Genomic DNA, 19,172 nt, shown 5'->3' on the forward strand with positions numbered 1-19,172 from the left:
ATATATTTTACACATATCACTACAATTGACTAATCATTAATAGATAAACCAGCAGACCCAGCCTTAACCGCAAGTGCTTTCTAGCTCGCTTCATCTGTGTAATTACTGTAGATTCTGCTACGCCCAGCTGTTCCGCTGTTTCCTTTGTAGTCAGGTAATCTTTTCTTCTCAACTCAAAAACCTCACGCATCCCCTTTGGCATTGCAGCAATTTCCTGTTCAATAACCGCATTGATATCCTTTTCCCGAATTAGAAAATCTGTTTCTGTACTTTCAATATCCAGATAACCATTGCCTTCTGTTGCATATTTACGCAACACTTCTTTATGTTTATACAAGTTATAAATCTTGTTTAAAACAGATTTGTATAGGTAGCCAGATAAAGTGGTGGTTAGGTTAAGGCTTTCCCGGTTATTGAGCAACCAGGCAAATACATCCTGAACTATATCCCTTGATTCTTCCTTACTTCCCAGCTTATGATAAGCATAAAGATAGAGCAACTTATCATACCTCATGTAAATCTCCTTAAAAGCAGCGTCATTACCCGATGCAAAAAGCCGGATTAATTCATGATCACTGTAGCTGCTTAAATCCAACATTAGGGGTCTATTGGTTAGAAACACTAAGATAGAAAAAATAATGAAGCGCTAAACCGCAAATCACTATTTTGAGAAATCTAACTGAATGGTATTTTTTGTCGGACTAACCCTAAAAACGGTTTGATCATTTGGTTTACTAAAAGTGCCGTTCAATGCATTTACCGAATACTTCATCCCCTCAAATTCACACGCAATACTGGAAGGATTAATAGACTTAAACGGAAGTGCCGAATTACCAGCAGTGGTCAGATCAAGAAACCATTGAACAGGCTTTGCCCCTACTACAGACATTTTCAATTGTCGCTCGTTTAAATCCATAATCAACGAACCTCCAAATCCTACCAATGGCCATGAAATGTGCAAATTTCCCCTTGAGGGATTGGTAATTACTGGTTTCCCTCCTTTAAGGAGAGTTTCTTTACCCCCCACCAAAGCTTTTAACCGCAGTCCGGCCAGGTTACCCGGCTTACTCCAAATGTAACCATCCACAAAAGGAAGCGTAAAAAACGAGCATTCATTAGATGTTGCCTTATTATTGGTATAAACCGATGGGAAATTCTCATTAAACAGGTGAATATCCCTAAAGGTTAGTCCGCCATCTTCCCACAAAACATTAACCCTATAAAAACGGCTGTTAAACCAAACCGTTTTGCGGTTGCTGCCGTCAATATCTTTATTTACCGTAACAGACGTTGCAGGCGTAACTTTATAATGATCCTTAAACCACTGTCCCGAAGCCGCAAGTGTTTCTACCTTAACTTTTTTCTCATCCCTAAGCTTTGCAATAAGCGGCATTTGGATCTGGAAACCTTTAGACATGGCGTCCCATGTAAAGGAATTTTCCTGTCCTGCCTGTGCGTATGCAAACTCCATGGACTCCCCTTCTACAAATTCCTTAAAAAACCAATTCACCCACTTCTCATCACCACCTGCTTCCGGGTAAACGGGCTCGAGTGTAATTACGCCCTGCCTGCTATTACTAACACCAGTATCATATTGCCTTACCGGATCGCTGCCCAGCATTCTGAATATCGGCACAGGTAACTGCTTAGCCTGATTTTGCGCAGGCATATAAGAATTGATCCTGCTAGGATAATAAGCCTGATTCCAGTAACCTCCCCACAAAGTATATCCATCAGTCCCATACTGGTCTTTACAATTTGCAGAAGCCACAATATGATACTTATCGTATAAGTAATTTAACGTGTGCGAATCAATAAACCAGGAGGCTACCGATTTAGGATAATAACCATATATGCTTTTAAAATCTTCCATATATACATCTGCTAGTTTTTCACGCTCTGCAGGCGTATAACCAGTAGAAAACCCAATATCCGCATGCCAGTCCCACGGATATCTTCCCCGCCATTTCAAACCGGCCTTTTCCACCAATGGCTGCGGAATTTCCCACCAGGCACCTATTTCAAAATCTTCTTTAGGAAGTGACTTCAATAGTTTCTGATAGCGACTATCCATCAAAGCATCGTACTGCAATAAAAACGAGCCTCCTAACTTATACTTTTTCATGATCTCCACCTGCTTCACTACAGTTTGAAAGAGCACATCCTGTGTGATATTGGCATCCCTTGGCTCCAGCAACCTTATAAAATTAACGATGTTAATGATCTTCGGTTTAGGCTTTTCTACTGCTTTTACAGACAAAGAAAGGGTTGCAGCAGCAAATAAAAAAGCGATATAAAGGGAGCTCATTTTCATAGGGTGGATCGGATTAGTTATTATATTGGCTAGTGCAACGTACAAATTTAACAGATAAAACCGACCAACCATCCTGCACCATTCTGCACGAATAAAAATAAAAATACGTCAAAGAACTTTTTATGCCAACTATCCCAGCGGGCAATTATTATCAACTACTTATGCTACTGTAAAAGCTTCAAAATAGTTACTGCTGCTCACGCGAGACCCGTCGCTGCTTGCAAAGAACACCCAGCAATGCACGGTATCGCCGCTAAAATCTTCAGGCAGCTGTAACAGCACCTCCTTATCTCCCCGATCTGCAATGTGTTCAAACTCTACAAACTCTTCCTTTTCAGGGTTATACAAAATTACCATTGCTTTATCGCTGTACTGATTCAGGACTGTTTCCGGCGAATTATTCCATTTAACCTGCACCAGGGCATTATCGAACGTAACAATCTCCTCTAAGTGGGATGGCAGCAAAATGCCCTCACTAAAAATCATTTTATCATAATGCAGGGTTACGTCTTTACCCACATGAGTCATCGCATATTTGGTAAGGTAAGACATGGCGATATTCATGGCGGTCTTACCTTTCACTTTTGTGGGAAACCCTAGTTTAATCAAATCGGAGATCGGTTTGAGCAGTGAGCTACCTGCAGAAATCTTGTTTCTTTGTGCCTGTTGGGCGATTGTTGCCGGAGCCGAGCTAAGCCCTGGCAAAGACCTCATGTAGTTAATTCCATTCCATGAGGCACCTACTACCGTTCCGCATTTTCCGGAAAACGGCCCATTTATACCATAGTTATATCTAGCCATATTTTTATTAAAAATTTAGTTCAAATACCTGTTTACTTTTCACAATGAAGGCGAATGACAGGCGCTCAGCCGTAAATGCGCAATGCATAATTATACCATTACCCTTGGTATGGCACAGTATTAATTAGAATGTTTGATGGTTCTGTTTCTTAGAAAAATAGAAATTATAGTTATTCAGCGACCGTAGCTTTTTACCCTGTTGTTAACGACGATATCTTCCAGCACTTGTTAGACAATCAAAAACCAAAAAGGTTTAAATTATTTTAATAAATATTTAAGGGGATGGGTGGAATCGGTTTTAGAACGATCTATTAGTATTCTACCCTTTTAGAGAGAATAGTGCTTTGTCTAAAACCTTCACTAACCCCGCCATAATGCAAAACCGATGTTCATAATTGTTATTCTTGTTCGGCTTTTGTTTTCAGCCCTTCCAACCAAATTTGATGAAATTTATACATCCTATTTGGCATTAAAAGCTTTCCAAGCCTGCAAAACCACCCGTGCTGCGTTTCTACAGTAATTACCTTGCAGCCATTTTCAGTAGGAACTAATAACCAGGCATGATAAGCTGAAACTCCCGTTCCCTTTGCTTCCCACGCCAAGCGCTGATAAGGAATAAACTCTTTTACTGCGGACTTAAGACTTATACCAGAAGTTCTCCAATTAAACATTGTGCCTGCCAATAGATGATTGTTTTGCTGATTAGTAATTTGTACGTTAGAAGCATTGAAATACCATTCGTTCCAAGTGGTAGCATTTGTTAGCCAAAACCAAACCTTTTCAGGGGTAGCATTAATTTTAATTTCATTTCTTACAAAGATTGGGGAGTTTGAAGGTTCAAACCTGGCTGGGTAAATAATTTTGTCGTGATCCATTTTGCATGTTTTTAAAATGATTTGTTGATACAAAGTAAAAGCGACTGGTTCACACATCAAATAACACAGGTTAAGAAGTGAGGCTTATCTTTTTTTTGTGAATATAAGCTTTGATTCTACTAAGACTCTCTGGCTTTACACCTAGATATGTTGCGATATGTCTTTGTTGAATGTCCTGAAATATTTTCGGATTTCTGTTAAGTAGCTTTAAATAGCGTTCTTTTAAACTTTCTACCTGCATTTCACGAAGTCGCTCTGCTACTGAATTGTAGGCCTTTTCTGCCATTAACCTGCCGAGCTTTTCTATTTGTGGAAACTTTTGCATTTTCGTTGCCATTGTAGTTTTTGAAATTTCATAAACTGTGGTGTCAGCAAGTGCTTCAAAAAACAGTTCAGAGGGACTGTCATTTAAGTAACTATAAAAGTCAACGCAGAATTCTTGCTTTAGATAAAAGTGATAGGTTATATCCTGCCCATTTTTTATTCTATAAGATCGTATCAAACCTTCCTCGATAAAATAAAGTTTGTCAAATATTTTAGACGGTTCAAAAATAATGGTACCTGTCTTAAAAAGCCGTTGTGTGGTCTCAGAAAAAAAATCTGTAAGCTCATCTTCTGTCAGGTCGATATGTTGAAGCAAGAAATGTCTCATGAAATTATCGTTAATTGTTTAGGGCTACAGGTGAGAAAGTAGAATTTATTTCTGCTCGATCAGCTTCAAATTAAAGTTAAGCCTATATATCGGATCTCGTTAAGCTTCGGATCGTCTGCCACTAGCTCAGTCACCAGAATATCTACCTTATCCAATTCACACACCTTAAAATACTCATTTGTACCGATCTTCTCACTATTACTTAATAAAATAATTTTTTTAGCGCCTTTTAATAGCGATTGTTTGACAGCACCATCGTCCTGAATAGTAGAAGTAAGTCCAAATTCTACGGAAACAGCGCAACTACTCATTAAATAGATGTCTGCCACATATTGTTTCGCATCGTCACAGGTTTTGGAGCCAACATTTGTTTGTGTATTTCTATTGTATGTTCCTCCTAAAACGATCAGATCAATGTTCTTAAAATTCTCCAAAATAGGAACTAAAGCAAGATTGGAGGTAATAATTCTGAAAGATGAATCTGAAGAAAAGAGTTTTGCAACTGCACAAATGGTTGTTCCACCATCCATAAAAAGAGTCATTCCTTTTTTTAGGAAAGGTTGAACCTTTAAGCCAATAATTTCCTTTTGTTCAGATTCATAATCTTTCCGATCAAGGAAGCTTATAGGATTTTTGTTCCTGGAAATCGCACCACCCTTAACTTTGGAAAGCAAACCATTTTTGTACAAATAATCAATATCACGCCTAACTGTGTCTTGTGAAACACTCAGGTTAGTAGAAATGCCTGAATATGTAATTATGCCAGTATCTTTCAAGCTGGCTAAAATATGCTCAAAACGCTTTTCCTTAATCATAACAGTTTACGAAGATAATATTTTGAGTAGATATATTTTGCAATATATTGCAAATTTGCAACATATTGCTTTTCTTTGTCTCATGATAACTGGAAATTACCTCACAAAAGCAAAACGTGCAACGCAGGCGGTATTTCTAGTTTGCGGGCTTGCAATGTCTAGCTGGGCTCCTATGGTTCCCTTGACCAAACAAAGGCTGGGACTAAATGACGCTGATCTTGGCTTATTACTACTTATGGTGGGGGCTGGAGCTATTCTTACGATGCCGATTAGTGGATTTTTGTCACGCCGCTTCGGAACAAGGATCATCATACTCATGTCGGGACTGTTGATAGCAATCTCACTTCCTCTCTTATTGATCATGCCCAATCCTATATTGATGGGGGCTGCATTATTTGTATTCGGGGCCGGAATCGGTACGATGGACGTCACTATGAATTCCCATGGGATTCATGTACAAAAATCCATCGGGAAACCGATTATGTCATCACTTCACGGACTTTTCAGCGTGGGCGGACTCTGCGGATCTCTTGGTTTGGGGGTTCTCATAAAATCTGGCCTAAATCCTATCATTGCTGCTGTGTCAATCTCGGCATTATTAATACTTATCCTGATTTGGAAATACAATGCCCTGTTTGGTAGAAAAATGGAGTTAAACATTACAAACGAACATCAGAATAGCGGTAATATGAAAAGCAACCCCATGGGCTGGTTAAATGGCCGTGTTATTTTGCTGGGCCTGGCGTGTTTTGCTGTGTTCCTATCTGAGGGTGCGATGCTGGACTGGAGCGCATTGTTTCTTCAGGAAAATAAAAATGTCGTCTCCGAGTTTGCAGGTATTGGATACTCAGCTTTTTCTATTGCTATGGCCAGCATGCGCTTTTTGGGCGATAAAATGGTAGAAAAATTGAATGGGAAAACAGTTGTAGTAGCCGGTGGGTTGGTAGCTGCATCGGGTATTTTTCTAGCAGTTGGTACGCCATGGCTGGCAACTGCGCTTTTAGGTTTTGTACTATTAGGCGTTGGTGCGGCTAATATTGTTCCGGTATTTTTTACCGAGGGAGGAAACCTAAAGGGTGTTGCTGCTTCCATTGCCATACCGATAATTAGTACAATGGGCTATGCCGGGCAATTGGCCGGGCCAGCGTTGCTTGGGTTTATCGCATTCCATTTTTCTCTTAACATCGCATTAGGTGCTGTAGGATTACTACTATTCGTAGTTGCTATTACTTACTCACTCAGGAAATCGTAAAACATCAGATCAATTACAAAAAGATAAAGACATGAGAATACACCACATAGCCATTTGGGTTGATGACTTGGAAATAATGCATAATTTCTACCTCAATTATTTTGACACTTCATGTGGCGAAAAATATATCAATCCAATTAAGCAATTTCAATCTTACTTTATAAGCTTTGATGAAGGGGGATGTAGGATTGAATTGATGCACCGAAACGACATTAATGGTAAAGGGGAAAAGCGAGGTTTCAATACAGGGTTGGCACATTTTGCAATTACCGTTGGTGACCGCCAATTTGTGAATAAAATGGTTGAGCAGTTGCGGCAAGAAGGATACAGTATTGTAGGAGAACCGAGGTTATCAGGCGACGGCTATTACGAGGCCGTATTTCTTGATCCAGAGGGTAATATGGTCGAAATAATAGCCGAATAAACTCATTGATGATATAATTCCGCTGTCTGACAACTTGATTTAGTGACTTGATAAATTAATGTTTTGCAAATTTAACACTCATAAAACGGAACTATTATTATACGGTGGAACTCTAAGAATCCTGTTGGATTACTTAAATAATTCTGAATGACTTCCTAAACGCACCAAATATATTTCATTGGGGCTATTTTCTTGTTGCCAGATAATTAATAAATCACCCTCAATATGACTCTCCCAATATCCTGCCCAATTTCCGGATAATTTGTGCGGTTTCATGTTTTCAAGTATCAAATCAACGCCGCCTTTTTCAAGAAGCATTAAACAGGATCTTATTTTGGAGAACTTTTTCGGGTTTTTTAAATATTTTTTTGAATCCTTTTTAAACTGAGTAGTAAAAATAAGACTATAACTCATCCCGAAGATTCGATAAATATTTATCCAATTCTTCTGCTCCGTTAACAGTATCTAATCCCTTCTTTTTATTTTTTACTTCATGCATAGCGCTAATGGTTTCGTTGTTTGGTTCTAAAAATCCAGAACCCTCTAACAAAAGAGTTTCAATGTAGTTGTTTACGCTCCGATTGGACTTTTCGGCCTTATTTTTTATGTATAAATATAAATCCTGCTGCAGGCGTATAGATGTTAATTTCTTTTCTATTGTAGCATTCATTTGTATATATCTAAATGTATTCACTTGTAATACAAATGTAGGAAGAATAATTTTAAGAGTTTATTAAATTTACAGCTGACCCAGATTGTTAACCGAAACATTTTTAAAATGTGCCATAATTACCCTTAAACGTTGGAATAATGATAAATAGGGTTAATAAGTATCCTCTTCATTGCTTAATAAACACATGTAAGTCATCGAAGTAAAGCTAAATCAATTGAAAGGACTAAATTTCCCACTTTAGATATTTATTTAAAATATCATTATAATCTGAATTAAAAGGAATAGCTAAGTAAACTCCATTTGGAAGAAACAAAAGTTTTGTAGGATAGCTTCTGATCTTGAAATCCTTTTGTGCCTGCCCATCTGACATTAGCACCTGGAAGGTATATTTTTCCTTTGCCATAAAGTCATCAATGTTTTTCTTCTTATCATAACATGCTATTGTGGTGACCAGAAGCTTTCCAGGATTGGGGTTATTCAAATGTATCTCGTCAACCTTGTGTATTTCTGCTACGCAGGGTTCACACCAGGTTCCCCAAAAGTCGACAAATACAAATTTATTCTGCTGGTCCTTATTGGAAACAACGCTTCCTGATCGCTCATTCAATGAAAACTTTGGAACTGCTGGAAGCTTACTTTTTAATGCCGTACTAAAAAAGACTTTGAAATCTCCTTTTGGATAAGCTTTAGCATAATTCTCCTTCAATATCGCATAACGTTCCGGCTCAAGGATCACCATATCGACATATCTATTCAACCTGGCTTCATCATTCGTACCAGAATTAATCCCAGATGCTAAATAAAGTTCAGTGTAGGGAATAAACGGCGCGAATTTGTATTCAACTTCTAGGCTATTTTGATTGTCAACAATGTCCTGTTGTGTGGGTAAGTAATCAGCTGCCAATTGCAAAAAGGATTGTTCTGTACTTTTCTGCAATTTGCTTTTTCGGTAATAGGCATCAGCAAGATGCTTTTTATAAACAATTCTGTTTTCGAAGATGTAATCCTCCAGAGTCGAAGGATCTAGATGTTCGATGGACCCTGAATTAATTTGGTCTAATTTTTTCTTCCCAAGCTCTACGGTGTAATCAATATAAGCAAGCTTCAAAGAATCCGGGGCGTGCTTTTTCACTAATTCGTCATAGATCAGTATCCGATATCGCCCTGGCTTGTCGAAAGTTGAATTGAAGTGTGTATTTGCAATTTCGGCCAGCTCACTTTGGCCTGTTGCCAATTTTGCCTGTAAGTAGGTCTTCATCCCTTTGAGCATCTCTGTCAATATTGGGATCTGAAGGTGCTCTAACTCTTTGATGATTGTATATGCGGACTGAAGTGAGTCCTTGTTTTGAAGTCTATAAATCAGTCCACCAAAACTGTCATGTATTGAACTACTAGTGTTAACCATATTCCTAGGATAATACAATTCACCTTTAAACTTAGTAAAAGACAATTCCACGGCCTTTTTGACATTACTGAGATTGCCCATAGCCAATTCACGTGTAAGCTTATTGTCTATGTCATTTTCAGTCGGCAAATATTCATAAGGTACTTTGTCCAGAATAGATGTACACGTTTCTGACTTTAAAAAGGTTAAAATAATCAGCTTGGCCCCCATATATTGGTAATCATCTTTCGCAAAATTTTTATCTAGCAAATCCAGCTTTTTCATGATCTTAGCTTCAATAGTCTGACTTCCTTTTTCATAAATAAACTGCTGAGGCAGCTCCTTAATTTTACGGATGGCTCTCTTTATCGGTGTACTATATTCAGCATAGCTCATCTTCTCTTTTGCTTCTGCCATTAAAAGGAGAGGCCTCGTGGCACGTTTACCATTTGGCTCAATCAGATTGAATTTGGTAATAGTATTGGTAACGTTTGTTTGATTGCCCTGGGAAGAAATACTATTATTTGTAGTGTCACTATTGTATGAAAGAATCAATCCGCTTTTGGTAACCCGCTCTAAAGCTTTTGTTGTGCGCTCGAAAAAGGACGAGCGTGCCTTTAAATAATTATTTGTGATAATCATCTCTGTAAGTTCTGCATGTTTTTGATCACCCTCCGGCGTATTTAGCTCCTTCAATTTTACCAAAATTGCAGCTTTTATTTCTGGTATGCCATTTATACCGGTGATCTTACCATTATCGTCTATAATTAATTCGTATGACGAATTGGTTATTACTTTCTTAGCAATTGACATAAAATCATCTGGCTGTTCTTCAAACGGTACTGTCGAATCATCTATATCTTCGCCCCATTTTTTTAGAAATATTTCCGGTGAGGCACGTAATGTATAGGTGTTCTTTGCGTGATTTAATACTACAAAATTGGTTTTCCAATATTCATAATTTTTAGAACTACCAGTTTGATTTATTCGCTCAATTTCGTTTATGGCTTCGTAGCTGAATTTCTGTCCTGGCTTTAGCTTAAGCGTTTGCGCTTTAGTTATTCCACAGACTAGGAGAATGGAAATTAAGAGTTTAATTTTCATAGTTTTAAATTCGATTAAGATCAGACAACGTAAGCTTGACCATATCAATCTACAACTTTTACGTTTTTCCACAAAACTTTTAACTTAGTTTAACTTAAAAGGTGAATAATCGGCCTCCCTCCATCGACAATTTATTAATTATGCTGAATTTATTCCCTATATTACTACTCCCAAATATTAAGTATGAAAACGCTAAAACTGTGAATGTTGTTACTATTAGCATCCGCTACTGCAAACGCTCAATCTTCCGAAGGTATACAGTTTGATCATCAATCATCCTGGGCTCAAATTAAACAAAGGCTAAAAAAGAAAACAAATACATTTTTTTAGATGCGTATACCACCTGGTGTGTGCCATGCAGAACAATGAAGAAGAATATTTTTCCACTAAAAGAAGTTGGCGATTTCTTCAACAAGAATTTTATAAATGTAGCGGCCCTGTTCGATAAAACCAATAAGGACGACGGTTACACTAAGAGCCGGTACAAAGACGTTGAAGAAATTCATAGTCAATATAAGGTCGACTCCTATCCTACCTACCTCTTTTTTACTCCGGAGGGAAATTTAATTCACTTTATTAAAGGTGGTACTGCCACAGGTGCAGAATTCGTTAAAAAGTCTGAAGAAGCCCTTAATCCTAAAACTCAATATTTGCAATTAAAAGCTCAGTTTGCCAACAAAAAGGCGGACACGAGCTATTTATCCAATTTAATAACAGCGGCAGAGAGCTCAAGAGATGACCAGGTATTGCCAATGTATATTAACCTTTATCTTACCTCTCAAAAAAACCTCAATACCGAACGTAACTTGCAGTTAATTGCCCAAGGAACCAGAACAAGTAAAGACCCGGGCTTTCCAATTGTAGCTACGAATTTTGAACAATTTGACAAGTTAATTGGCGAAAAGAGACGTGTAGAGCTAATGAAGACGATCATTTTTGATGAGGTTATCTTTCCAGTCATAAGAGTAAATGGTGTAAAGACTGAGTATGGTGGTGGGATGGTGGGGTATGGCGGTGACATGGCAAAAAATGTGGACTGGGTGAAGCTAAATCAGACACTTCAAGATAAGTATCCAGATTATGCTGAAGAGTTTGCCTTAACTGCTCCTATCACTTATTACGAATGGTCCGAAGACTGGCCTAATTTTGTTATTGAGACTAACAACTACCTTGAAAAAAGCAAACAAATAGACTTTGATAAACTCCATACCTGCCAAAACTCGGTGTTGTTGTTTGCTGATGACTCTGCTACATTGGAAGCTGCAATTAACTGGACAAATAAAATACCAAAAGACGTTATAAAAAGCAATCCATGGTACATAAAGATGCAAAGCCATCTTTTATACAAAACAGGAAAGAAAGATGCAGCTATCGCCAAAATGAAAGAGGCAATTGAATTAGGTGGCCAACCGGACGAATCTGCTGAATTAGAGATTAAGAAAATGACCGCCGGAGAGAAGATTTAAAGATGCTGTTTACAACCGTATCTATGAAATCCATGTATCCTCAACTTTACTGACTACCCATTTATCATCTATTCTTTTAATAGTTACTACATAACCTAAGCCACATCTTTCTCCACAATAATAACTTACTTCTAAAGTTCCATATTGCTTTCTAACATCAAATTTTATTTTAGAAAAAACCAAAACTCCAGCGAATTTAGGGTGCTTAACAGTCCAACTTTTATAATCAGGAGCTGGCGGTAATTCGGAAAGGTGTCTAAATATAAATTTTCGACTGTTGTAATTTTGTAGGTCTATTTTGTCATTGATCAAGCCACCCTTTCCAATAGCAATAATAAGATTAAGTGTGTCTTTTTTTAAAGCTTCTATTTTAATTTCATAATCGATATCTCTTTTATGTTGTCCAATTGTATCTCGTCCAACCCATTTTCCATTTTTGTTATAAATATCTTCACCTCTTTCCGGAAAACTTGCATAAACTCTTTTATCCTTATAAGTAGAATCAACAACCCTAACAAATATCTCGCTTAACACTCTTTGTTCAAACTGCTCATCAGTAATCTTTTTTTCGCAACTCAAGAAAATGGATACTACAATTAGAAATAAGAATCTTACGCGACTTATGAATATATTATTGATATCTAGCACTATACGGCCTCCCATTGCTTATAGTTTTTTATTCAACCAAATTTATTATTAGATTTCAAACTTACATTTGCCATCGCATTAAATACAATATTTACGATAAGTTTGCTTTTGAAAATGTGCTACAATAGCCATACATATGCCCTGTGTTGAGAAGTTATACAATGATTAAAGCATACCGTTTTATAGTACCGGGTCATATGAAGACATAGGGGTTTCGCGCGCTATCAAAAAAGGGTGAAATAATGATTTAAATGTTCTAACCGATTAGCCAAGAATAGAGACAAAAATCACGACAGCACTTAAGCCTCATCTGAACTTGGACACAAACCTAGATGGTCATTGAATGTGGTTTTCTGATTAATCAAACGAATTTATATTGTGTAATATTAGGTGGATTCTCCATAAACCCTTTTTTAGCTATTGATAGGTCATATGATGATTGCATACGAACCCAAAAACGTGCTGCACCTCCAAATACCGTTTCAACTCTTAAAGCTATATTAGGCGTTATAGCAGCCTTACCATTCAATACATTAGATAATGTGGGTCTAGTAACGCCTAATAATTCAGCGGCTTTAGCAATGGTTAAAGCACGACCTTCCACAATTTCCATCTTTAAAATTTCTCCCGGGTGGGTTAATTCCATTTCTCTTTTCATATTAATGCGTATCTAAATAGTCTAAATCGAAAGCAGTTTTGTTTGCAAAGCGAAAGATGATTCTATAATTACCTGTAACATTTAGGCTCCAAAATCCCTGCAGGTTGCCCTTTAAAGGATGTGGCCGGAATGAAACCAAATTTGCAAGATCTTCTGGAACTTCTTCCAGATCGTCAATGATTTGCAAAATGAGCTTTATTTTCTTTATCTGCGCAGGAGGTAGTTTACTGCCATCTCCTTTCTCCCAAAGAAGCCGCAAGGCTTTATTTTTAATAGTTTCAATCATAACTGACTGTATGGCGTAAACATACGCTTTACGGAATTGAAAATCAAATTAATTCTTTTAGAGGTCAACAAATTTGTAAAATGCAATTCACTATATACATTTGTTTGGACGATTAAAGCGGAGAAAATGTTTTGATTTTAGCATACGAGGGTAATACATTAAAAATGAAAGGCACCTATCTTCCTTTAATAACTCGTTGCTTTCTTTTGTTCATTCTCTAGTTACCAGATTGCCGGTAGTCACAGATGAAACACGGCACAAATTCAACCCGGAAAGTGGTGAAACTTATTAATATCGATCAGATTAGTCGCCGGAGAGAAGATTTAAACAGGTTGTCATTCCTCGATCGTAATTTATGACTTAGGGTAAATACTCATAGGGAAGCTGATCCCCAAGTCGTTTAGTTCCCCAATTTAGTTTAATCAAAAAACTTCTGTAATCAACCAGAGCACCCTTTCTATCAATCAATGCATTTTCTAGAAATGGAAAAAGAAGAGACCCTTTACCCTCCTTGAAGGATTTAGTGGCGCTATCTTCGCCGGATGCAGCATGATTTTTTAATGGGTCGTATTGAACATACAGTGGCAACAGAAATCTAAACATTAATAGCTGCTTCTTATCCATTTTGCTTAAGTGCTCCACCTCTACTTTATCACTCAGTCGCTGCGTAAGCATATTTTGGTCAACTAGAAAACGGCAGCTAAAACCTTCAGTGTCTGCAGTATTACTGTATACCGATCTCATAAAATGTAAAAACGATCCCAGGTATGCCCTTCCCCTTTGTTCCGCCCATTTTTGTTCCTCTGCTTCAGTCCCTTTCATCTCCTCAAAAATACATTCGCCAGTATAGCTGGTCACCGAAGTTACCCGGTTCATTCTAAAATCACGGAGCAAGTATTTTATCTTATATCCCAAATTTTCATTTACTATTTCCAGAAAACCATTTGTCTTAGCCATTACAAAAAGTGTCTTTTCTGAGAACTTAAGTATTTCAGGATTTGAAACTTTACAAGATCTTCCGTTTTCTGTATCGCCTAAGAAGTTTCGTAAAAAAAGACCTAAAAATTTATTGTTACTTTCCGAGCCGGAAATCACCACTTCTTGTAATTCCTCTTCAGAATGCTCTAATGCTAATTTTAAAGCAATGGATTTATCCAAAATAATTACATTTTGCTTCAAGGTATTAAAACCGAGATAATGAACTGTTAACTCATAGGTACCTGGCGATAAGTTATCTAGCCTAAATTCTCCGTTCTCATTGGTAGCTGTCTTTTTCTCTGTTCCATCCAAAAAAACAGTCGCCCCAGGTAATCTTCCATCTTTCTCACCCCTCACTGTTCCAGTTATTGAGTAGTTAAGTTGAGCTTGAGCGGTATAGGTTGCCAATAAAAACAGTACAGATAGAATAAGCTTTCTCATGGTTTAAAATATGTAAGCTGGCATAATCTTTTTCAAGAAACTTACTTCAATTCCATAAGATTTTAGCGCGGTTTTTAAACTCTCCAAATTATCTTTCTTAAGGGTCAAAGACACCTTCTTTTCAAAATTCTTCTCTTCTTTTAAAACAACTATGGTATTAAAAGCATCTTCAATTTCACTTTTGAATGAAGAGAAGGAACTATTGACAACGCCAATGTAAGACTCAGATGAGCTAGCGCGCGATGATTTTGATAAAGGATCAGCCTCAACCTTTTTGAGTAACCCTTTATCAACCACTTCAAACTGCATCACTTCAACCAGGGTATCTTTTATTTTATATTTCAAATTTAAACGGTCAAGAATTAAATTAAACAATACACTGTCCTTTCTAATTTCTTTCGTTTTATATAGGTAGGAAAGCCGGCTTTTAGCTATTTTTTCTGGCAAAACTACCTGATTACTGGCCACATGTAAGAAATTTGCAAACTCATCTTTCAAGCTATATCCAACAACAATTATCTTCCTTCCACCCCACATCTTCATAATCGCCTTTTCAGCAGATAATGGTCCCAGATTAAAATACTCCTTAATCTCATCATCCATAAAATAAGTACCATAGCGTTTTGATAAAGAGTCTGCTACCTTACTCATTCGTTGTGGAGACGGGTTCTCGTCAATAGGAAGTGACTCTGGACTTTGCCCATTTAAAATATTTTGGATGATTTGATTATTAAGTTTTGAAGGATGTCCAACCCATTTGATCTTGCTTTTATCATCAATGATCACGCATGTGGGTATTTGATCAATTTTATATTCATCAAATATTTTACGGGTAGGATCAGTAACAACTGCTGCAGAAAATGAAACACGCTTTAATAAAGAGTTTACTTTATCTTTCTTTTCATCTGTTAAAGCTAAAAATACTAAATCCTTCCTGGATTTATTCTGTTCAACCAGCGTATTCATGTGCGGCAGAGTTTCCAAACAAGGTGCGCACCAGGTGGCCCAAAAATCTATTACAATGAATTTTCCCTTCAAATCCTTGCTATCAGGAACATTTTTAATCCAATCCTTGATTGATAATTCAGGAGCAATTTCCCCGACTTTTATTTGTGCTTTCGACGAGTGGGCAACAGCAAGAAATAAGAGCGTATAAGTGCTTACTTTTAATATATATTTAAGCCATTCCATTAGTTTCTTATTTATTGATGAGGTCAGAGTCAAAATTGGTTACATTATCTTTAGGCAATCAGCAAAATGAAGTGTGGGGCTGATTCGACAACCTTAAATATACTTCACTGTCCAAACGTTATAAGGCTCTAAAAGAACGAGCTTTTTAAGATCATCTTCCTTACTCAGTCTGGGCCATAAATTAATAAAGTCATCAATTAGAATACCCTTTTTAATCATATTATGATCTCTATAATGAAACAAAACTGGAAATAGTATAACTACATCTTTATAAACTTTAGATATTGAAATACGCTTTGAGATAGCAGATTTCAATTCATTAATAGGCACAAAAAAATCTTTCAGTCTAGGCGTCATCTTCGCAGAAAAATAAACTGTATCCACCTCGCCCATTTTATTAAATGAAACTGCTACTGAAAGCATATGCGCTTCGTCTTTTGGTATTGCAGCCAGCGAGTCTGTAAACCTCTGAGTCCAAATAGATTTAAAAATCAAAGATCTGATGTCATCCTTTTTAACAATTTTAGGTACTTGAATTTTTATATTCTGCTCATCGTCTGCTACAATTTCCTTTTTTATTTGCGCCTTGATCAATAAGCTAGCTAATAGCAGTACGAATATTAAAGATATCTTCTTCATAACACGTAATTTAAGGTCCAGAATCTTCCCTAATATAAGGAATGATTCTATTATCTGCATCGCATCTGGTTATGGCTTCGTTCCAGACTGAGTAAACCTTTGCTTAGGTATTGGTTGGGGCTTGCTTGGGAAAAGGTACCTTTTAACAACGAATTCCCAAGCAAAACCTAACTGAAACCTTATCCAGCCCAAAGCGAAACCACTTCCAGCCCATAACCAGATATAACGATAAGTAGTTTTTTATCTAAAATTTTAAGTAATTTTACCATACATAATCTTTAGGTATGAGCACACTAACAATAAACATTGAAGATCAATCTGCTGAAAAATCTGTTTTGGCTTTCCTAGATAAAATGGGACTTAAATATTCTATTGACAATCAGTCTTCATCCTACATTTGGTGGGAAGATAAAAAGCTAATTGATGAGCTAAATAACCGTTCAAACGACCTCAAGACTGGTAAAGATAAGGGAATCTCCTTCTCAGACTTAAAGCAGAATTTGCTAAATCGATAATTTTATATCATTGAGTTGCACAATTATCATTTCGTCACTTGCAGGTAATGAACTTCAAGATTCTTACGATTGGTATGAAACAAAGAAAGAGGGACTAGGATAACGCTTCCTATCTGTAATTGAAGCTTCGCTTTCAGTCATATCAAATCAACCATTATTTTACCCTGTAAAAATTGGTTCCTATCGCCAATATGTAGTTCCTAAATTTCCTTTTATAATTTTATTCGAACTAGCACCAGATGAAAATCAAATTTATATTTTGCATATTTTCAACTCTAACAGAAATCCAAAAAACAAACTATAACATTATAGAACTGTAGAATTTGCAGAGGCAATAAAGTGATGGAAATCAATGAAAAAATTATAAACGATAATGTTGGACGTCTGCTCCTGCAAACTATTGCTCCTGTACAATTTTTACATCCTTAAACATAAATGGATTATCGCTAATCCGTAGCGCTTTTTTACTGGTAGTTGTAACGTTTCGGAGTATAACCTCTTTAGTCTTAATGTAGGGAAACTTTTCCTGATAGGAATCGCTCTTCATTTCTGGATTGAAGTTGGCAAAAATGGTTGGCCCTTGATAGTTATCAGAATGCTTGGAGTCATCTATCTGGAGGTTTTCGATGGTAATCTTTTCGGGCATGTAACACGTGTATCCAAAATCATGCTCACCCGAATAAGATCCGCTTATCAGCGAGGCATTGATAGGCTTTCCGGCAGCAGGAATAAAAACACAATTACGGATCAGCAACTCCCCCTGCCATGTACTGCCATAGTCGGGCCGCAGGTTCACAAAACTTCTTCCAAGCACGGTAGTATTCTCGATTGTCAAGAGTCCGCTGCCAATGGCATTGATCCCCATGTGGCCCAGTTTAGAGTTGCGGATGGTGGCATTTGCAACTCCTTGATGGGCATCAAACCGGGAAAGTGTACAATGGTCATAAAGCAAGTTTTTGCAAAAATTTGAACCCATAATACCCCAATATTTGGTATCATTAATGTCATTGATCTGGCTGCAGTTTATAAAAGAAACGTTGAGCGCATGGTCTACAGACAGGTCGTAAGTGCCCATTGTTACCGGCTTACCTGCCGCACCGATGGTGCTATAGGTCTGGTGACCAGTAAGTATGGTGTTTTTTACCGTTACGTAAGCACAGTCACCGATATTGAGAAAGCCTCCATACGGTGCCCCATGGTCCCCTTCGCCAGTGATGTTGTGCTGCAATCCTTCTACAAGCACATGGGAACGTCTGATGCTGATGTTCCGGCTGTAATAGGTGTACTTTGATTCGGCTTTATTGGCAATGGTGGTGAATCGTCCTCCTGTAATGTTCAACAGCTTTTCATCGATAGGCAAAGCAGTCATATCTGTGATCTGGTCAAAATCCCAGATGATTGGTGCATTGCTATCCACGTTACCATTTTTGTCTGAAAGAATGATATCAGTCTGCGAAGAACCGGTATTTTGGTTTAGGCCAAATCGGATATACTGTTTTACGTTTGAATTCGTGACCGTGATTAGACAAGGGCCGGGAAAGGAGCCATCGATTTTTTTCTGGTTCCTTTTAAGTGAAGCTATCGACTTTAGTTTAAATGGTTTAAGGGAAGAACTCACCGTAAAAACAGCAGCATTATGATTTTTCACTTCGGTATCATCGATGATGAACGTGGCTGTGCCGAAATAAGTGTCGGTTTGTATGACCGCCGTACGTTCCTTCCCTCCAATATAATAGGTGGCTCCATCGTCGGCTTTTACACTAAGGCCCTGCAAATTGGCAAATGCATGAGTAGCGGCAATGACATACATATCGTCTGTTTTTCCATCGCCCTTGGCACCCAGGTCGCTGTAACGTACTGATCCGGCTACTTTAAACTTCAGAACATCTTTAGGGGATACATTAATCTGTAAGGTGTTATTTTCGTTGAGGTATACCCGAGTTTTCTGTTCCACGGATGTGATCACTACATTGTTTTCAGGCTGGGATTTATACTGTGCCTGCGTAGCGAATGCATTAATTAATAAAAAGATAATCAGCAGCCTATATTTCATCAC

19 protein-coding genes and 1 pseudogene are annotated in these 19,172 nt (G+C 37.5%); 4 read left to right on the forward strand and 16 right to left on the reverse strand.

The annotated features are described in order from the left end of the window. Positions 1–19: 19 nt before the first annotated feature. The 6 genes from ACVWYN_RS09305 to ACVWYN_RS09330 all read right to left on the reverse strand — a co-directional run bounded on the left by ACVWYN_RS09305 (position 20) and on the right by ACVWYN_RS09330 (position 5,457). Positions 20–598 (reverse strand): RNA polymerase sigma factor, encoded by a 579-nt coding sequence (locus ACVWYN_RS09305; protein ID WP_457288576.1) that lies wholly within the window; start codon positions 596–598, stop codon positions 20–22. Positions 599–661: 63 nt separating this feature from the next. Beyond that, entirely contained in the window at positions 662–2,314 is a 1,653-nt protein-coding gene (locus ACVWYN_RS09310; RefSeq protein WP_457288577.1) for a hypothetical protein, read from the reverse strand. Positions 2,315–2,473: 159 nt separating this feature from the next. Next, positions 2,474–3,115, reverse strand: a complete 642-nt coding sequence (locus tag ACVWYN_RS09315; RefSeq protein ID WP_457288578.1) for a DUF6266 family protein — start codon at positions 3,113–3,115, stop codon at positions 2,474–2,476. Between the two features lie 398 nt (positions 3,116–3,513). Next, a complete protein-coding gene (locus ACVWYN_RS09320) occupies positions 3,514–3,990 on the reverse strand; it encodes an SRPBCC domain-containing protein (protein WP_457288579.1) in 477 nt (158 codons plus the stop codon). Between the two features lie 70 nt (positions 3,991–4,060). Next, positions 4,061–4,642 carry a Crp/Fnr family transcriptional regulator gene (locus ACVWYN_RS09325; protein ID WP_457288580.1) on the reverse strand — a complete coding sequence of 194 codons (582 nt, stop codon included), beginning with the start codon at positions 4,640–4,642 and terminating at the stop codon, positions 4,061–4,063. Positions 4,643–4,707: 65 nt separating this feature from the next. After that, positions 4,708–5,457 (reverse strand): DeoR/GlpR family DNA-binding transcription regulator, encoded by a 750-nt coding sequence (locus ACVWYN_RS09330; RefSeq protein WP_457288581.1) that lies wholly within the window; start codon positions 5,455–5,457, stop codon positions 4,708–4,710. Between the two features lie 82 nt (positions 5,458–5,539). Here ACVWYN_RS09330 and ACVWYN_RS09335 point away from each other — a divergent pair, with 82 nt between their 5' ends. Then, on the forward strand, positions 5,540–6,709 hold the full coding sequence (locus tag ACVWYN_RS09335) for an MFS transporter (protein WP_457288582.1): 1,170 nt from the start codon (positions 5,540–5,542) through the stop codon (positions 6,707–6,709). Between the two features lie 31 nt (positions 6,710–6,740). After that, positions 6,741–7,133 (forward strand): VOC family protein, encoded by a 393-nt coding sequence (locus ACVWYN_RS09340; protein WP_457288583.1) that lies wholly within the window; start codon positions 6,741–6,743, stop codon positions 7,131–7,133. 129 nt (positions 7,134–7,262) lie between these two features. On the opposite strand, the gene ACVWYN_RS09345 is transcribed toward ACVWYN_RS09340, so the two are convergent. From ACVWYN_RS09345 to ACVWYN_RS09355, 3 genes are all read right to left on the reverse strand, one after another. Next, positions 7,263–7,547, reverse strand: a complete 285-nt coding sequence (locus ACVWYN_RS09345) for a type II toxin-antitoxin system RelE/ParE family toxin (RefSeq protein WP_457288584.1) — start codon at positions 7,545–7,547, stop codon at positions 7,263–7,265. Further along, positions 7,537–7,803, reverse strand: coding sequence for a hypothetical protein (locus ACVWYN_RS09350; RefSeq protein ID WP_457288585.1), 267 nt, complete (start codon positions 7,801–7,803; stop codon positions 7,537–7,539). Before ACVWYN_RS09350 ends, ACVWYN_RS09345 begins: the two co-directional genes overlap by 11 nt. Before the next feature lie 226 nt (positions 7,804–8,029). After that, positions 8,030–10,294 (reverse strand): TlpA family protein disulfide reductase, encoded by a 2,265-nt coding sequence (locus ACVWYN_RS09355; protein ID WP_457288586.1) that lies wholly within the window; start codon positions 10,292–10,294, stop codon positions 8,030–8,032. Between the two features lie 308 nt (positions 10,295–10,602). Between ACVWYN_RS09355 and ACVWYN_RS09360 the strand changes: the two are divergent. After that, positions 10,603–11,760, forward strand: a pseudogene (locus ACVWYN_RS09360) (thioredoxin family protein); the annotation flags it as partial. A 21-nt stretch (positions 11,761–11,781) separates the two neighbouring features. On the opposite strand, the gene ACVWYN_RS09365 reads toward ACVWYN_RS09360, so the two are convergent. The 6 genes from ACVWYN_RS09365 to ACVWYN_RS09390 form a co-directional block, all read right to left on the reverse strand. Then, positions 11,782–12,423 carry a hypothetical protein gene (locus ACVWYN_RS09365; RefSeq protein ID WP_457288587.1) on the reverse strand — a complete coding sequence of 214 codons (642 nt, stop codon included), beginning with the start codon at positions 12,421–12,423 and terminating at the stop codon, positions 11,782–11,784. 346 nt (positions 12,424–12,769) lie between these two features. Next, the gene (locus tag ACVWYN_RS09370) at positions 12,770–13,066 is read right to left on the reverse strand and encodes a HigA family addiction module antitoxin (RefSeq protein WP_457288588.1); all 297 of its coding nucleotides are present in this window, start codon (positions 13,064–13,066) and stop codon (positions 12,770–12,772) included. A 1-nt stretch (position 13,067) separates the two neighbouring features. Then, positions 13,068–13,352 (reverse strand): type II toxin-antitoxin system RelE/ParE family toxin, encoded by a 285-nt coding sequence (locus ACVWYN_RS09375; protein WP_457288589.1) that lies wholly within the window; start codon positions 13,350–13,352, stop codon positions 13,068–13,070. A 360-nt stretch (positions 13,353–13,712) separates the two neighbouring features. Continuing rightward, complete coding sequence (locus ACVWYN_RS09380; protein WP_457288590.1) at positions 13,713–14,771, reverse strand: carboxypeptidase-like regulatory domain-containing protein; 1,059 nt, start codon at positions 14,769–14,771, stop codon at positions 13,713–13,715. Positions 14,772–14,774: 3 nt separating this feature from the next. Next, the gene (locus ACVWYN_RS09385; RefSeq protein WP_457288591.1) at positions 14,775–15,962 is read right to left on the reverse strand and encodes a TlpA family protein disulfide reductase; all 1,188 of its coding nucleotides are present in this window, start codon (positions 15,960–15,962) and stop codon (positions 14,775–14,777) included. Positions 15,963–16,055: 93 nt separating this feature from the next. After that, positions 16,056–16,601 (reverse strand): hypothetical protein, encoded by a 546-nt coding sequence (locus ACVWYN_RS09390; protein ID WP_457288592.1) that lies wholly within the window; start codon positions 16,599–16,601, stop codon positions 16,056–16,058. A gap of 284 nt (positions 16,602–16,885) precedes the next feature. On the opposite strand from ACVWYN_RS09390, the gene ACVWYN_RS09395 reads away from it, so the two are divergent. Then, a complete protein-coding gene (locus tag ACVWYN_RS09395) occupies positions 16,886–17,116 on the forward strand; it encodes a hypothetical protein (protein ID WP_457288593.1) in 231 nt (76 codons plus the stop codon). Between the two features lie 397 nt (positions 17,117–17,513). Here the strand turns inward: ACVWYN_RS09395 and ACVWYN_RS09400 are convergent, their stop codons facing one another. Further along, entirely contained in the window at positions 17,514–19,169 is a 1,656-nt protein-coding gene (locus tag ACVWYN_RS09400) for a hypothetical protein (RefSeq protein WP_457288594.1), read from the reverse strand. Positions 19,170–19,172 lie beyond the last annotated feature (3 nt).

The organism is Pedobacter sp. UYP24, assembly GCF_054057295.1.

Bases quoted from the DNA above. Each gene is read 5' to 3' on its own strand.
- ACVWYN_RS09310 (WP_457288577.1), bottom strand. From the start codon at position 2,314: ATGAAAATGAGCTCCCTTTATATCGCTTTTTTATTTGCTGCTGCAACC.
- ACVWYN_RS09370 (WP_457288588.1), bottom strand. From the start codon at position 13,066: ATGAAAAGAGAAATGGAATTAACCCACCCGGGAGAAATTTTAAAGATG.
- ACVWYN_RS09355 (WP_457288586.1), bottom strand. From the start codon at position 10,294: ATGAAAATTAAACTCTTAATTTCCATTCTCCTAGTCTGTGGAATAACT.
- ACVWYN_RS09345 (WP_457288584.1), bottom strand. From the start codon at position 7,547: ATGAGTTATAGTCTTATTTTTACTACTCAGTTTAAAAAGGATTCAAAA.
- ACVWYN_RS09380 (WP_457288590.1), bottom strand. From the start codon at position 14,771: ATGAGAAAGCTTATTCTATCTGTACTGTTTTTATTGGCAACCTATACC.
- ACVWYN_RS09385 (WP_457288591.1), bottom strand. From the start codon at position 15,962: ATGGAATGGCTTAAATATATATTAAAAGTAAGCACTTATACGCTCTTA.
- ACVWYN_RS09340 (WP_457288583.1), top strand. From the start codon at position 6,741: ATGAGAATACACCACATAGCCATTTGGGTTGATGACTTGGAAATAATG.
- ACVWYN_RS09325 (WP_457288580.1), bottom strand. From the start codon at position 4,642: ATGAGACATTTCTTGCTTCAACATATCGACCTGACAGAAGATGAGCTT.
- ACVWYN_RS09400 (WP_457288594.1), bottom strand. From the start codon at position 19,169: ATGAAATATAGGCTGCTGATTATCTTTTTATTAATTAATGCATTCGCT.
- ACVWYN_RS09375 (WP_457288589.1), bottom strand. From the start codon at position 13,352: ATGATTGAAACTATTAAAAATAAAGCCTTGCGGCTTCTTTGGGAGAAA.
- ACVWYN_RS09320 (WP_457288579.1), bottom strand. From the start codon at position 3,990: ATGGATCACGACAAAATTATTTACCCAGCCAGGTTTGAACCTTCAAAC.
- ACVWYN_RS09395 (WP_457288593.1), top strand. From the start codon at position 16,886: ATGAGCACACTAACAATAAACATTGAAGATCAATCTGCTGAAAAATCT.
- ACVWYN_RS09330 (WP_457288581.1), bottom strand. From the start codon at position 5,457: ATGATTAAGGAAAAGCGTTTTGAGCATATTTTAGCCAGCTTGAAAGAT.
- ACVWYN_RS09315 (WP_457288578.1), bottom strand. From the start codon at position 3,115: ATGGCTAGATATAACTATGGTATAAATGGGCCGTTTTCCGGAAAATGC.
- ACVWYN_RS09305 (WP_457288576.1), bottom strand. From the start codon at position 598: ATGTTGGATTTAAGCAGCTACAGTGATCATGAATTAATCCGGCTTTTT.
- ACVWYN_RS09335 (WP_457288582.1), top strand. From the start codon at position 5,540: ATGATAACTGGAAATTACCTCACAAAAGCAAAACGTGCAACGCAGGCG.
- ACVWYN_RS09365 (WP_457288587.1), bottom strand. From the start codon at position 12,423: ATGGGAGGCCGTATAGTGCTAGATATCAATAATATATTCATAAGTCGC.
- ACVWYN_RS09350 (WP_457288585.1), bottom strand. From the start codon at position 7,803: ATGAATGCTACAATAGAAAAGAAATTAACATCTATACGCCTGCAGCAG.
- ACVWYN_RS09390 (WP_457288592.1), bottom strand. From the start codon at position 16,601: ATGAAGAAGATATCTTTAATATTCGTACTGCTATTAGCTAGCTTATTG.